The following is a 13,292-nucleotide window of genomic DNA, read 5'->3' on the forward strand; positions in this document are numbered from 1 at the left end:
CCTCCAACGCGTTCACGAAGTCGGGTCGAAAAGCGGCGAAAAAGCCGAAGCGTTCGCGCGCGCCTTCACCCCGACCGGAAATGTTCCAGCTGCCCCGCCCGGCAATCATGAATAAGACGGGCTAGCACGCGCTCCCGCCCTCCCCAACAAGATGGAGCAGCGTTCCATGCAGCGTCGCCGGTTCAAGCAGGCCGATTCTCTCGAAATTCGCCTTGGTGATCAGGCTGAGCGTCTTCGGAAGGAAGCACAAGGCACCTATCCGGGCGTTGAGCGCGAGCGGTTGATCCGAAGAGCGCGCCAAGCGGAAACCGCGGCACAGATGGCGGATTGGTTACGGCCTTCCGGGACTCCGGCTCAGAAGCAGCTGTTCGCAGGGACGGCGGAGGCCCCGACCTTCAGCCCCGGCAATGAGCCGACGACCAATTCGTCAACGTCCTGCGACGCTCCCGCCGTTCAGAATTGCCCAACAGCGTGAACACTGTTTTCAATCCAGAAGTGGATCTTGTTCTCGCGCACCTGCACGGCCCCGCACATCCAGCGGGGTTCATCACTGCCCGGTCCGTTCCAAAAAAGATCCTGTTTCGTCGCACCGGTCGCGCGGGTCAGGCGCGCCGTCCGAACGGAACAACTGCCTAGACCCGCTCGTGTACATAGTACCAGGCGATCTTGGTGACGATCTCGAGCCCGGCGATCGAGCCGGCGAGCGAGACCTCCGCCGGCAAATCAATCCGCATGCCGAGCGGCGCCGGCCATGACGCCCAGGTCCTCGCCACCGTCATGCCGGCGGCGATGCTGTTCGTGCCGTCGATTGGCGGCATCAGCCATCACTGGAGCGAGAACACCGACGACGCCGATATCGTCACGGGCGCCGAGGTGTTCGCCGAAACCTGCCGGCGCCTGCTGGCAGGTTAGCCACCTTGCGAACGCCGCCCCGCGGCATTGTCGCCATCAGGTCGGGCCGCCCCGATTCCAGATCTCAGCGGAGCCAACGCGTGCGGGTTCTGCGCGGTCCCTCTCCGCGCGGTGAAGAACACATACAACAAGCAGACGTCGATCAGGATCGTCCCGGCCATGACGCTGTAGGCCCACGGGCTTTCCATCAGCTTCACTTCGATCAACACGCGCGACAGTCCGAATCCCACGACCCACGCATCAAAGCTCATGCAGATCCGGCGAAACGTCTCGGCGTCCAGCCGGCGGATCAGCCAGGCACCGAACGGTATGCCGACGACCACGCAGGGAACGAGCACGAACAACATGCTCCGGCTCTCTTCGATGAACAGACCGAGCTTGTAGTACGCGATCGCGGTCAAGCCGGACTCTGTCACCCGAACCAGTGCGAGACCGGCCCGAAACTCGTCTTTGACAAGGCCCTGATTGTTGAAAAGGATTGCCAGCGGCGGTCCCGAGATGGTCGTGACCGAGTACAGGACCCCGAGCGCCGTTCCAAAGGGCAAACCGACCAGCCATTTCGACTGGATCGGCTTCCGCCAACCGGCCGCCTGCAGCAGGATAAGCGGCAGAATAATCGAATAGGTGGCGAACTTGGTCCAGCCGGGTTGCAGTGACGTCAGAGCAAAGGCTCCGAGCGCAATGCCGGGCAGCATGCCGATGAGAATAGGCAGCACGCGCCGCCACACGGCCGGAACGCCGCTCAGATTGATGCACAGAACATACAGGTTGACGAAGACTTCGACGATGACGACCGCGGGATTGAGAACGCGGTTGGTGTAGAAGACAAGCGCAACCGGCACGGTGAGCGAGGAAAACCCGTAACCCAGCGCACCGTTTACAAACGCCGCAAACAGGGCGATCACGGCAAGAACGATCACAGCAGAATCAATCGAAGACATCTTTAGCTTTTACCGGATCAGTCGCTTTGCCCGCGACATTATAGCCCACGGAAAGGGACGCGGTGCCGAAACTTGCCGCCGCCACAGCCGCGCGCCGTTCGCCCCATCTGCGGGTCGGCGATCTGGTCATAGCGTGAGCCGCATTGTCGATGCGCCCCCCGATCTCGCTCCGATACGCCAGCGCCGCGCGGCTCGCGACATTCAGGCAAACTGGTTGGACCCACAGATCGTCACCCGATCACAGTTCGGATACTGAAGAACGCCGCACGGGGGCGTTTGGCTGCCAGGAACTGCCCGGCAGCCGGTGGTCACCCTCTGCTTTGAGCCGATAGAGGCCCGCGCCGCGCTTTCGCCGGCAACCGTGGCATATCGGACACAAGAATGGCTTCAGTCGAGCCGATTCCGCCAAATGCTCGATTTGCAATCCGCTGAACTTGCTGCCATTTCTTCGGTCCGCATCGCTTTGGTGCCATAAAAGGGGCCGTCCGGCTCATGTTGTTGCTTGAGTCGCTTCCGACTGTGATTGGCGCCGCCGCCATCGCGCCCGCGCTGCTGGTGCTGTGGCTGGTGATTGCCGCCGACGAGCGCCCCGGACCGCCGGTGCAGGTGTGGCTCGCCTTCGTGCTCGGCGCGGCCAGCATCTCGCTGCTCGGCTTGGCGCGCATTCCCTTCAATGCGCTGCTTGCCATTCCCGACAATCCCTGGGCGACCCAGGCGGTCCGCGCGGCGTTCGGCGTCGCAGCACCGGAGGAGATCGTCAAGGTTCTCGTCATCGTCGCCATCTCGACGCGCCGCCGCGCCTTCGCCGATCCGATGGATACGGTGGTCTATGGCGCGGCCGCCGGCCTCGGATTTGCGGCCTACGAGAACCTCGCCTATCTCGTCCAGCACAAGGACATGTGGCGGGCGCTCGCGGCGTTGCGCAGCGTGCTGACGGTGCCGTTTCACGGTGCGCTCGGCATCATCGCCGGCGCCTACCTTGCGATCGCGCGCTCCGGTGGTGCGCTCGGCGCCTACCGGGGCCACCGCGACTGGGCCCGCATCACGAACTGGTCGCTGGTGCTGGTCGCACCGGTTGCGCTGCATGCAGCGTTCGATTTTCCACTGCTCGCGCTGCAGCGCATTCCCGATCTCGGCCCGACCGCGCGGCTCCTGCTCGGTTCGGCCAGCGTGCTGATCGGCTTCTCCTCGATCGGTTTTGCAATCCGCCTGGTGCGCCGCCTCGGCAGGCATCATGCGCCGCGCACCGACGTTGCGCGCGAGCGGCTGAGCCAGCTGCGGCGAATGTGGGCACTGCTGCTGGTCGGCGGCGGCACCGGCTTTGCCGGGGTCTCCTTCCTGCTCACCTCGCTGCATCACTGGTACGTCAATCCCGAGCGCAATGCCTCATTCATCCTGGTCCCGATCGGCTTCACCTCGATCCTGATCGGACTAGCGCTGCTGATCGCGACCACCGCGGTCTATTTCCTCGGCCGCAACCGGATGCGGACCGCCGCGGAGGGCTTTCCGTCCACGCCGGGCCAAGGCTAGGATACGCCGCACGCTCGCAGACTTGACCGTTGCAGACTTTTCCGTTGCAGATTTGGAGAGCCGCGATGACCCTGTCCAACGATCTCGACAGACTGCGATCGGAGATGCAGGCCGCGGTCAAGCAACACTGGAAGGCGTTCCTGTTCGAAGGCATCCTGCTCGTGATCCTCGGCATCGCGGCGACGATCGTGCCGACATTCGCGAGCCTCGCCGTCACCATCTTCCTCGGCTGGATGTTCCTGATCTCAGGTATCGGCGGACTGATCGTGACCTTCTGGGCGCGCAACATGCCGGGCTTCTGGTGGTCGCTGATCTCGGCCGCGCTCGCCGTGCTGGCCGGCATGGTGCTGCTGGCCCGTCCGATGCAGGGCGTGCTGACGCTGACCATCGTCATCGGCGCCTATTTCGTCGCCGAGGGCGTCGCCACCATCATGTATGCGCTGGAGCACCGCCGCGAATTGTCGGGACGCTGGTCCTGGCTGCTGATCGCCGGCCTGATGGATATCGTGATCGCCTTCTTCATCATCGCGGGCCTGCCGGGCTCGGCGGAATGGGCGATCGGCCTCCTCGTCGGCCTCAATCTGATGTTCGGCGGCGCGACCCTGATAGGTATGGCGTTGGCGGCGCGCAACACCTGACGACGAACCGGCTCACCCGCGGTTTTGGGGGGGTGACAGGCCGATATCCGTCGGGTATAGAGCCCGCCATGATCACCGTCGCCACCAGCTATTTTTGGTACTTTAGCTACGACAGCTCGCTGGCGGCCGGAGGATCGCGCTCAATCTGAAGAATTGCAGCAAACGTCCAAAACAAGCCGCCAGACCTGGCGGCTTTTTTGTGTGCCGGCAGGTCCCGAACCCCAAAGGAGCCAGCCGTGTTGAGTACGACAGACGATCTTCGCATCAAGGAACTAAAAGAGCTCAGTACGCCCGAAGAGGTGATGCGGGAGGTCCCGCGCACCCTGACGGCGACCCGCGTCGTGATGGGCGCCCGCAACGCCATCCACGCGATCCTCAACGGCACCGATGACCGCCTGCTGGTCGTCGTCGGCCCCTGCTCCATCCACGATCCCGCGGCGGCCGTCGACTACGCCGAGCGTCTCGCCAGCCTGCGCGAACAGCTCGCCGACCGCCTCGAGATCGTGATGCGGGTCTATTTCGAGAAGCCGCGCACCACCGTCGGCTGGAAGGGGCTGATCAACGATCCCGATCTGGACGGCAGCTTCGACATCAACAAGGGCCTGCGGCTTGCACGCAACGTGCTGTCGGCCGTGAACAATCTCGGCCTGCCGGCCGGCACCGAATTCCTCGACATGACGACGCCGCAATACATCGCCGATCTGGTCTCGTGGGCCGCGATCGGCGCGCGCACCACCGAGAGCCAGATCCATCGCGAGCTGGCGTCCGGCCTGTCGTGCCCGGTCGGCTTCAAGAACAGCACCGACGGCGGCGTGCGGATCGCGGCGGACGCGGTGAAGTCGGCGTCGCACCCGCATCATTTCATGGCGGTCACCAAAGGCGGCCGTTCGGCGATCGCCGCGACCAGCGGCAACGAGGACTGCCATGTCATCCTGCGCGGCGGGCGGGTGCCGAACTATGATGCAGCGAGCGTCGATGCTGCGGCGGCCGAGCTCGGCCACGCCGGTGTCGCGCCGCGGCTGATGATCGACACCAGCCACGCCAACAGCAGCAAGAAGCCGGAGAACCAGCCGCTGGTTGCCGCCGACATCGCACAGCAGGTCGCAAGCGGCGACCAGCGCATCATCGGCGTGATGATCGAGAGCAATCTGGTCGCCGGCCGCCAGGACGTCGTGCCGGGCAAGCCGCTGACCTACGGCCAGAGCATCACGGACGGCTGCATCGACCTCGCGGCGACGGCTGACGTCTTGAAGCAGCTGGCCGATGCCGTCGACGCGAGGCGCAGCGTGCGGCGTGACGGCCTGCAGGAGCGTTCGGCCTGAGACGGTCGAACGGATTGAGCGTTGCCGGCGGGGCGGATATCCCGCTCCGCCGGTCCCTTCCGTGGCTTAGCAGCCGCGGCAGATGCTCTTGATCTTCTTGTCGAGCGCAGCGTCTTCCTTGTTCGCGGTGCTGTTCGGATCGCTGATATTCTTTTCATTGGGAACGTCGCCGCGGCGTGGCTGACGATGTCCGACCGGCGCCTCCGGCAGCGGCGCGCTCTTCTGCATGGAGGACGATCCGCCCTGTTGCTGCGCCCATGCCTGGGACGTTCCAACCTGGGGCGCTCCAACCATCATCAGAGCCATCAACAAAACAGTCTTCCGCATCTCGCGTCTCCGCTTCTCAAACCTATTGCGCCCGTTCCGGCGCCTCGACGGTAGCACAGTTGCGGCGCCCCTGCGCTGCGCAATCCTGAACCTTCCGTATATCGGCCATCGTGCCAAGGAGCCAGATTCCCGCCGCGACCAGCACCACAAAGAAGCCGAACATCACAGCATTTTCGACGCCGCGGCTGCCCTCGCCCTCGGGCGGCTCCTGCCGTCGGTCCCCGGCCCGCTCATCGCAGGCTCACGGTTGCGGCGGGTAAAGATGAACGTCACCGCAATAATCGACGATACGGTACCGCCGCTCCACCGGATCCTCACCTTCGCGGGAAGTCGGCTGCGACAAATAGGTCGGGCCGATCGGCGCCTTGCCGTACCCGCCGGGAATGTCGAGCACATAATCCGGCTGGCACAGCCCGGAGACGCGCCCGCGCAACGCCCGCATCAATTCCTGCCCGGCTTCGATCGTGGTGCGCAAATGCGCGGTGCCGGGTGCAAGGTCGCCGTGGTGCAGATAATAGGGCTTGATCCGGCACTCGACCAAGGCGCGCATCAGCGCCGCGAGCGTCGCGGCATCGTCATTGACGCCGCGCAGCAGGACGGACTGGCTGACCAACGGGATGCCGGCGTCGGCAAGGCGCGCGCACGCGGCGCGGGCATTGGCGCCCAGCTCGCGCGGATGGTTGGCGTGGATTGCGATCCAGGTCGTCGCCCCGTCGACCCGCAGCGCCGCGACCATGTCGGAATTGATGCGTCCGGGGTCGGCGATGGGAACGCGGCTGTGCAGGCGGATGATCTTCACATGGTCGATAGCAGCGAGATCGGCCATGATCTCGGACAGCCTGCGCGACGACAGCATCAAGGGATCGCCGCCGGTCAGGATGACTTCCCAGACTTCTTGATGGGTACGGATGTACTCCAGTGCCCCCCGATAGGCATCGTCGGACAAGGCCGAGGCCTTGCCCGGCCCGACCATTTCGCGCCGGAAACAGAACCGGCAATAGACCGCGCAGACATGGACGAGCTTGAACAACACCCGGTCCGGATAGCGATGCACGATGCCGGCGACCGGCGAATGCGCATCGTCGCCGATCGGATCGGCGTTCTCGCCCGGCTGCTCGACGAGCTCATCAGCGCTCGGGATGAACTGCCGCGCGATCGGGTCGGCGGAATCAGCCGGATCGATCAGCGCCGCGAGCTCCGGCGTCACCGCGACCGCGTAGCGCGCAGCCACCTGTTCGAGCGCGGCAAGGGCTGCGACCGGCACGAGGCCGGCATCGGCCAGCTCGCGCGGCTGGCGCAGCGTTGCCGCCAGTTTCGGATCGATCCTGTTCATGGCTCTCCTGCAGGCGGCGTCCAGACCACCTGGTCAATTCGTGGCGCGCCGCTCGCCAGCATCACCAGCCGGTCGAAGCCGAGCGCGACACCGCTCGCCTCGGGCATCTGGCCGACGGCGGCAAGGAAATCGTCGTCGAGCGGATAGCGCTCGCCGTAACGGCGGGCCTTCTCGTCCATGGCTGCGGTGAAACGATGGCGCTGCTCGGCCGCGTCGGTCAACTCGCCAAAGCCGTTGGCGAGCTCGACCCCGCAGGCATAGACCTCGAAGCGTTCGGCGACGCATGGCTCGCCCGCCTTGGTGCGCGCCAGCGCGGCCTCCGGCGGCGGGTATTCGAACAGCACCGTCAGGCGGCCCTGTCCGAGATTGGGCTCGACATGCTCGACCAGCACCTTGCTGAAAATGTCCGACCATGTGTCGTCGTCCGCGATCCGCACCCGCTCGCGCGCGGCTGCCGCCAGCGCCTCGCGATTGCCCTCGCCGCCCGAGATCGTCGCCAGCAGGTCGATGCCGGCGAAGCGCTCGAAACTTGCGGCAACCGTCATCAGCTCCGGCTCGGCAAAGGGGTCGGCCATCCCGCCACGAAATGAAAACCGTCCGATCCCGGTCGCCTGCGCCGCATGGGCGATGACGACGATCGTGTCGGCCATGATGGCGTCGTAACCGGCATTGGCGCGGTACCATTCCAGCATGGTGAATTCGGGCAAATGCAGGTCGCCGCGCTCGCGATCGCGGAACACCCGCGCGAACTCGTAGATCTTGGGCTCACCGGCCGCGAGCAGCTTCTTGCAGGCGAACTCGGGCGAGGTGCGCAGATAGCGTGGCGCAGCTGAGCCATCGGCTTGCCTGAGCTCGGTACGGGGGGCGTGCAGATGGGTCTCGTTGCCAGGCGAGATCTGCAGGATGGCGGTCTCGACCTCGGCAAAGCCCTGCTCCTCGAACCAGGCCCGGAGCGCCCGCGTGATCGCGGTCCGCGCCTGCAGGAAGGGCCTGCGATCGGCGTAGCGTGACGGCGTCCACCAGGGCGAGGGCTGGTCATGGGCTGTCATCGGCCGACCGCCCCAGCCGTCGCGGATTCAACATCAACAAGCCACCGCCCCGATTTAAGAGCCGGGCGCAAATCCTTGATTCCATGCAAATACATCGTCGACACGGCCTTGGTCGCAGCGGAACGCGGCGAAGCGAATCCTTTCTTGTCGAAAGATGCCGGCAATGTCCATGCGTCGCCACGGCTGAACCTGAACACCGGCTCGCGCGTCCCATCGCCAGTTCCGCGGAAACAGGATGCCGCCGTGGCCGGCTGGTTGCTGCCTCTGCGACCTGAAGACGGGGACATTCTCGGTTCCCGCAAGCCTTGCCGAACATAACGGGAAGGCCCGAAAAATCCCCGGCAAGGACCCTCGTTAGCGGCCCCCGAGGGCTGTTGCCGGCGGTTGCCAAACTGCCGAATTCGGCCGCAAAAGACTGGCATCTCAGGGACAAATCAGTATGTTGCAGCCCGAAATCGCCGCCACGGCCGAGGGGCTGCCGGTCCGGTTTGCGCCCCCGCTTCTCAAATTCAGGAAAACACCTTTGAAAGTCATCGCCAGTTCCATCCGCAAGGGCAACATCATCGAGCAGGATGGCAAGCTCTATGTGGTCCTCTCCGCCGAAAACATTCATCCCGGCAAGGGCACCCCAGTCAGCCAGATCGAAATGCGCCGCATCGGCGACGGCGTGAAGGTGTCGGAGCGCTACAAGACCACCGACCAGGTCGAGAAGGCCACCGTCGAGGATCACAACTACAACTACCTCTACGAGGACGCCGACGGCTTCCACTTCATGAACAACGACAACTACGATCAGGTCCAGGTCTCCAAGGAGATCGTCGGCTCGTCTGCGCCGTATTTGCAGGAGAACATGACCGTGAAGCTGTCGATGCACGAGGGCAATCCGGTCGCGATCCAGCTGCCCCAGCGCGTGACGCTCGAAGTGGTGGAGACCGAGCCCGTCACCAAGGGGCAGACCGCCTCGTCGTCGTACAAGCCCGCGATGCTGTCCAACGGCATCCGCACCGGCGTGCCGCCGCACGTTTCCACCGGCACGCGCATCGTCGTGATGACCGAGGACGGCTCCTACGTCGAACGCGCCAAGGACTGAGCAAGGATTGAGCAGGGATTGAGCGGCGAAGTGCGGTGACAGTCGCAATGAATCATCATCGCGCATCAGGTTGCTGTTTAACCTCAAACTTTCCGGAAAACTGCTACACACTTTTCCGGAACTTGCTCTAATCTCTCGCGATTAGACATGACCCGGGGAGTGCAGTGAACAGGAAGGTCGTCAGCTTCATCAGTTGCTGGCTGGCAGCCCTGCTCTTGCCTCCTCCCGGCGCTCATGCCGACGAATTCCGGACGCCTTCGATCTCGGCCATGCGGGTCGAATGGCGCTCGGTGCTCGACCAGCTCCGGCAAGAGATCACGACCCGCCCGGCCATCGCCTCCGGCTTCACATTCGCCGGACAGCGCCGCGTTCCCGCCACCGATCCGCGCGCGACGCCCGCGCTGGTGCAGCTGAATGCGGTGACATCGTCGCTCTTCCCCGGCATCGCGCAGAGCCCGATCCCGGTGCTGCTGCCTTTCGACCCCGCAAGCTATCTCGACGCACGACAGAACGGCGCACCGGACAGCCTGCCGGTCGCACGCTACCAGGCCGACTTCCGCGCGGCCGATGTGTTCCATGCCGGCGCGTCCGGCTATGACGCGGTGTTCTCGCTCGACCCGGGCGCCGGCGACGGCATGCCGCCGCGGACCTTTGCAAAACCGGTCGAAGTGCAGATCTCGGGCTCGATCCTGGTCTACGACCTCGCCGACCGGCTCGGCGGCAAGGGCGAGCCGGTCAAGACGCTGGCCGCGCAGTTTCCGGACCTGCGCCGCTTCATCCGCGAAGGCTATGTGCGCTACGCCTTCACCCGCTTCGGGATTCCCTATGTCGTTTCGATCCAGTGCCTCGACAGCGCGCCGCGGCCGAAGCGCCTCGCCTGCCGCGAGGCATATCCGGTCGCCGAGCGCTTCCTGAAGGCATTGCGCATCGCCGGCGGCCAGCCGTCGCGGCCGCGCAGCGACATCGCCTCTGACATCGCCGAGCGGCCGATCGCTCAGTCGGCGGATTTCACTTTCCGCCCGAGCGGCGACATCGTTCCGGGCAGCGGCGGCCGCAAGCAGCAGGGCGGCCACGCCGATTTCACGGTCTATTCGCAGATCCGCTTTCCGCTCGAGAAGGTGCCGGCCTTCGCGCACTCGCAATCCTTCGCCAGGCGCAAGGCAGGTGCGACCGTCGACGAATATCCCTGGCAGGACAATTTCTGTGAAGCGCGCAGCTTCGAGGTCGGCCAATGCGCCAGCGGCTACGGCCATCAGGGCCAGGATATCAGGCCCGGCGCGTGTTCGGCCGACAGCAAGGACGGTTGCGACCCCAGGCAGCAGGCGGTCGTCGCGGTGCGCGACAGTATCGTGATCCGCTCGGCGCAGCAGCAGGCCGTGACATTGCAGGTCAACACAAGCACCGAGCATGTTCGTTTCCGCTACATGCACATGAACCCGTCCGTGATGGACGCCGACGGCCTGCTCAACGGACGCCGCCTCAGCGAAGGCGAGAAGATCGGCGTGGTCTCCAACTATCTCGACCATCCCAACGGCACGTCACGGCATCTGCATTTCGACGTGCAGGTGTTCACGCGCGACGGCTGGCTCTGGGTCAATCCCTACACCACGCTGGTGTCGGCCTATGAGCGGCTGATCCGCGGCCGCGGCCGCGAGATCGGACCGGAGCCCGGACCTGCGGCCGCCGTGGCCCATGCCCTGCCCGACGACGTCGTGCATCGCATCGACACCCAGGAAGGCGGCGGCAATTAGGGCGAGCGACGCGGACACTGGTTCGAGGCGCACGGCCAAAATATCGAAAACAACCCCATGCAAAGGAGCCGGCGGCTGCCGTCATCAGGCACGACAACTTGACACGTCGGGCAAATCAGCGGCATTATTCCATTATTCCGAAATCGTGCAAACGCCGTTCGCCCTTGGGGTCATGGCGCTCCGCGCCACATCGGTCGCGTCATTGCGCGGATTGGGAAGCTGCACCGTGTTGCGATAGGCCGCCTATTTCTTCCAGGGCGCATCGCCGCGCGCCGCGGCATCCGCGAAGATGCCCTGCTCGTAGTCGATGAAAGCGCGGACCATTGCGTGATAGGCGGCTTCCGCAACCTTGGGCGACAGCCCGTCCGCTTCCGCAAGCGCCATCGCCTTCTTCACCACCGCCTCGGCGCGTTCGGGCGCCTCGACCTGCGCGGGGTTGGCCTTGAAGCGGGCGGCCTCATGGACGTAGCGGCCGCGCTCGGCCATCAGGCGCACGATCTCGCGGTCGAGCCGGTCGATGTTGCTGCGCACCTCGCCAAGCGTCTTGCAGCAGGTGCCGTTGTCGACGCTGGGACTGCCCCACAAGGCCGGCGCGTTGGTCGCGGGCTCCTCGGCCCACGCCACTGCGGGGATCAGAAGCGTCAACAGAACCACCGGCAATCGCATCGAACGCCTCCCAGAAAGCCGAGCATGACGGGCGGTTGTTAAGCCGATTTTATGTGCGGATGGAAGCCACGACGGCGGTGGAACGAATTCCATCGCGAACCTGATTGATGCGGTCAACCGATCTCCATTCCGGCCAGTACCTCACCGACCTTCTTCTGCGCGTCCGGGGGCAACGGCAGGATCGGACGCGGAGGCTCGGCCGCGCAGATCCCTCTGAGATTGGCGATCGCGTAGGCGACCCGCAGGCTGGAGAATGTCTTGAACAGCTGCCAGACCGGTTGCAGCCGCGCATCAAGCTGCCGCGCCCTGGCGGCATCGCCACTTGCGACGGCACGGACGATGTCGACGCAGACCTTGGGAAAAACTCCTGCGAGCACGCTGTACCAGGTCTCGCCGCCCGCCAGCAGCGCCTCGGTGCAATTCCAGTCGGCGCTGTAACCCAGCGAGAAGCCGCTCGGCACGACGGCGCGCAATTCGGCGATATGGCCCGGCACCGCGGCAGCGTCCAGCGCGGGACTCTTCACCGCCACGATTCCCGCAACGTGACTCAAGCGGCCGACCAGGGCCGGCGTGAATCGAAAATGCGTCGTGCCCGGATTGTCGTAGATGCAGATCGACAATCCGCTTTCGCGCGCCACCGTTTGAAAGTGCTCGAAGACCTCATCATCGGTGAGCGGCGTATAGGAAACCGGCGCCAGCAGGCCTGCCGCCGCGCCGGCATCGCGTGCATCCTGCGCTAGTTTCACCGCATCATCGGTGCGCAGCGCGCCGACGCCGACCAGGATCGGCGTCTTGCCACCTGCCAGGGCGGCCGCCGCCTGCACGGCACGCCGCCGCTCATCGCGGCTGAAATACGGATATGAGCCCGTGCTTCCGAGCAGACCGATCGAATCCACCTTTGCCGCGATCAAGGGCTCCAGCAATGCGCGAAGCGCTCCCGCATCGACCTCCCCATCTCGATTCGAGGGCGTGATCGGGAAGGCGGAAAGCCCCTTGAGATTGACCATCGGTTACTCCTGTTCGGTGACCGCCGCGCTAGCGGGGAAATCGCATTGCAGCCGTAGCCGCCGCGCCTTCAATCACCGCGCCCAATTCCGCTTGCAAGGTCCAGTTTGCTGCGGACTTCACAGCAAACTGGTCCAATGCTTGAGGACGCGCGCGACCTGCGGAATTGGGCCGGCGTCGATCGGAATTGCCGGCGGCTATTCCAGCATCGTAGTCAGCTGCGCGCCTTCGTCCGCGACGAAAACCGCGATCAGTTCCGCCGGCGCCGTGGTGCTGGCATTGGCCGAGACCATGTGGGTCGAGCCCGGCGGCTCGAAGAAGGACTGGCCGACCTTGAAGGTCTCGACCGGTCCGCCGCCGAGCTGGGAACGAATCGCGCCCTTAGTGATGTAGGCCGTCACCGAGCCGGAATGGCGATGCGGCGGCGTGAAGCCGCCGGGACCGTAGAACACGCGCACCACCGTGACGCGCTTGCCCGGCACGTTCGGCAACGCATGCGAGGTGATGACATCGACCTTGTCGAGCGGCGACGCCGCATTGGCACTCGCACAGAGCGGCGCGATCGCCGCGGAGATCGCGTCCATCGGGGTCGGCAGCGCCTTGCCGATCACGAAGGCCGAGGCCAGTCCCGCGATCACGGCCGGCAAGACCGGCCGCGGCGGCCGCGCACATGAAACAGATGATGTCATCGCCATCGAAGTCATCGGTCGTCCTCCCCTGTCAATTGC

At 65.1% G+C, this 13,292-nt stretch carries 14 protein-coding genes and 1 pseudogene; 6 read left to right on the forward strand and 9 right to left on the reverse strand.

The features are described 5' to 3' along the window. Positions 1-632: 632 nt before the first annotated feature. Positions 633-734, reverse strand: a complete 102-nt coding sequence (locus AC066Y_RS15995) for a DUF2061 domain-containing protein (protein ID WP_478274719.1) — start codon at positions 732-734, stop codon at positions 633-635. Between AC066Y_RS15995 and AC066Y_RS16000 the strand changes: the two are divergent. Then, positions 688-912 (forward strand): annotated as a pseudogene (locus AC066Y_RS16000) (M20/M25/M40 family metallo-hydrolase); the annotation flags it as partial. The gene AC066Y_RS15995 and the pseudogene AC066Y_RS16000 overlap by 47 nt on opposite strands. Here AC066Y_RS16000 and AC066Y_RS16005 read toward each other — a convergent pair. Continuing rightward, positions 909-1,853 carry a sulfite exporter TauE/SafE family protein gene (locus AC066Y_RS16005; RefSeq protein WP_478274720.1) on the reverse strand — a complete coding sequence of 315 codons (945 nt, stop codon included), beginning with the start codon at positions 1,851-1,853 and terminating at the stop codon, positions 909-911. The pseudogene AC066Y_RS16000 and the gene AC066Y_RS16005 overlap by 4 nt on opposite strands. 492 nt (positions 1,854-2,345) lie before the next feature. Between AC066Y_RS16005 and AC066Y_RS16010 the strand changes: the two genes are divergently transcribed. The 3 genes from AC066Y_RS16010 to AC066Y_RS16020 all read left to right on the forward strand — a co-directional run bounded on the left by AC066Y_RS16010 (position 2,346) and on the right by AC066Y_RS16020 (position 5,343). Further along, positions 2,346-3,383 carry a PrsW family glutamic-type intramembrane protease gene (locus AC066Y_RS16010; protein WP_456756896.1) on the forward strand — a complete coding sequence of 346 codons (1,038 nt, stop codon included), beginning with the start codon at positions 2,346-2,348 and terminating at the stop codon, positions 3,381-3,383. 65 nt (positions 3,384-3,448) lie between these two features. Further along, a complete protein-coding gene (locus AC066Y_RS16015) occupies positions 3,449-4,021 on the forward strand; it encodes an HdeD family acid-resistance protein (protein ID WP_478274721.1) in 573 nt (190 codons plus the stop codon). A gap of 236 nt (positions 4,022-4,257) precedes the next feature. Next, positions 4,258-5,343 (forward strand): 3-deoxy-7-phosphoheptulonate synthase, encoded by a 1,086-nt coding sequence (locus AC066Y_RS16020; RefSeq protein ID WP_478274722.1) that lies wholly within the window; start codon positions 4,258-4,260, stop codon positions 5,341-5,343. A 66-nt stretch (positions 5,344-5,409) separates the two neighbouring features. Here the strand turns inward: AC066Y_RS16020 and AC066Y_RS16025 are convergent, their stop codons facing one another. From AC066Y_RS16025 to epmA, 4 genes are all read right to left on the reverse strand, one after another. After that, complete coding sequence (locus AC066Y_RS16025; protein ID WP_478274723.1) at positions 5,410-5,670, reverse strand: hypothetical protein; 261 nt, start codon at positions 5,668-5,670, stop codon at positions 5,410-5,412. A gap of 22 nt (positions 5,671-5,692) precedes the next feature. Beyond that, a complete protein-coding gene (locus tag AC066Y_RS16030; RefSeq protein ID WP_478274724.1) occupies positions 5,693-5,833 on the reverse strand; it encodes a hypothetical protein in 141 nt (46 codons plus the stop codon). 78 nt (positions 5,834-5,911) lie between these two features. Continuing rightward, positions 5,912-7,003 carry a lysine-2,3-aminomutase-like protein gene (locus tag AC066Y_RS16035; RefSeq protein ID WP_478274725.1) on the reverse strand — a complete coding sequence of 364 codons (1,092 nt, stop codon included), beginning with the start codon at positions 7,001-7,003 and terminating at the stop codon, positions 5,912-5,914. After that, complete coding sequence (gene epmA, locus AC066Y_RS16040; protein WP_478274726.1) at positions 7,000-8,052, reverse strand: EF-P lysine aminoacylase EpmA; 1,053 nt, start codon at positions 8,050-8,052, stop codon at positions 7,000-7,002. The genes AC066Y_RS16035 and epmA overlap by 4 nt, the downstream gene beginning before the upstream one ends. A gap of 523 nt (positions 8,053-8,575) precedes the next feature. Between epmA and efp the strand changes: the two genes are divergently transcribed. Both efp and AC066Y_RS16050 read left to right on the forward strand, forming a co-directional pair. Then, positions 8,576-9,142, forward strand: coding sequence for an elongation factor P (efp, locus tag AC066Y_RS16045; protein WP_173643398.1), 567 nt, complete (start codon positions 8,576-8,578; stop codon positions 9,140-9,142). Between the two features lie 164 nt (positions 9,143-9,306). Further along, a complete protein-coding gene (locus tag AC066Y_RS16050) occupies positions 9,307-10,893 on the forward strand; it encodes a M23 family peptidase (RefSeq protein WP_478274727.1) in 1,587 nt (528 codons plus the stop codon). Positions 10,894-11,136: 243 nt separating this feature from the next. Here AC066Y_RS16050 and AC066Y_RS16055 read toward each other — a convergent pair whose 3' ends face one another. From AC066Y_RS16055 to AC066Y_RS16065, 3 genes are all read right to left on the reverse strand, one after another. Next, positions 11,137-11,559 carry a chorismate mutase gene (locus tag AC066Y_RS16055; RefSeq protein WP_478274728.1) on the reverse strand — a complete coding sequence of 141 codons (423 nt, stop codon included), beginning with the start codon at positions 11,557-11,559 and terminating at the stop codon, positions 11,137-11,139. A 113-nt stretch (positions 11,560-11,672) separates the two neighbouring features. Next, complete coding sequence (locus AC066Y_RS16060) at positions 11,673-12,566, reverse strand: dihydrodipicolinate synthase family protein (RefSeq protein ID WP_478274729.1); 894 nt, start codon at positions 12,564-12,566, stop codon at positions 11,673-11,675. 195 nt (positions 12,567-12,761) lie between these two features. Then, entirely contained in the window at positions 12,762-13,259 is a 498-nt protein-coding gene (locus tag AC066Y_RS16065; protein WP_478274922.1) for a cupin domain-containing protein, read from the reverse strand. Positions 13,260-13,292 lie beyond the last annotated feature (33 nt).

The organism is Bradyrhizobium sp. USDA3010 (assembly GCF_056429065.1).

What these genes read in the sequence shown, in the direction of transcription:
- AC066Y_RS16055 (WP_478274728.1), bottom strand. Translation starts at nt 11,559, where the DNA reads ATGCGATTGCCGGTGGTTCTGTTGACGCTTCTGATCCCCGCAGTGGCG.
- AC066Y_RS16035 (WP_478274725.1), bottom strand. Translation starts at nt 7,003, where the DNA reads ATGAACAGGATCGATCCGAAACTGGCGGCAACGCTGCGCCAGCCGCGC.
- AC066Y_RS16065 (WP_478274922.1), bottom strand. Translation starts at nt 13,259, where the DNA reads ATGGCGATGACATCATCTGTTTCATGTGCGCGGCCGCCGCGGCCGGTC.
- AC066Y_RS16010 (WP_456756896.1), top strand. Translation starts at nt 2,346, where the DNA reads ATGTTGTTGCTTGAGTCGCTTCCGACTGTGATTGGCGCCGCCGCCATC.
- epmA (WP_478274726.1), bottom strand. Translation starts at nt 8,052, where the DNA reads ATGACAGCCCATGACCAGCCCTCGCCCTGGTGGACGCCGTCACGCTAC.
- AC066Y_RS15995 (WP_478274719.1), bottom strand. Translation starts at nt 734, where the DNA reads ATGCGGATTGATTTGCCGGCGGAGGTCTCGCTCGCCGGCTCGATCGCC.
- AC066Y_RS16005 (WP_478274720.1), bottom strand. Translation starts at nt 1,853, where the DNA reads ATGTCTTCGATTGATTCTGCTGTGATCGTTCTTGCCGTGATCGCCCTG.
- AC066Y_RS16060 (WP_478274729.1), bottom strand. Translation starts at nt 12,566, where the DNA reads ATGGTCAATCTCAAGGGGCTTTCCGCCTTCCCGATCACGCCCTCGAAT.
- AC066Y_RS16030 (WP_478274724.1), bottom strand. Translation starts at nt 5,833, where the DNA reads ATGTTCGGCTTCTTTGTGGTGCTGGTCGCGGCGGGAATCTGGCTCCTT.
- AC066Y_RS16015 (WP_478274721.1), top strand. Translation starts at nt 3,449, where the DNA reads ATGACCCTGTCCAACGATCTCGACAGACTGCGATCGGAGATGCAGGCC.
- AC066Y_RS16025 (WP_478274723.1), bottom strand. Translation starts at nt 5,670, where the DNA reads ATGCGGAAGACTGTTTTGTTGATGGCTCTGATGATGGTTGGAGCGCCC.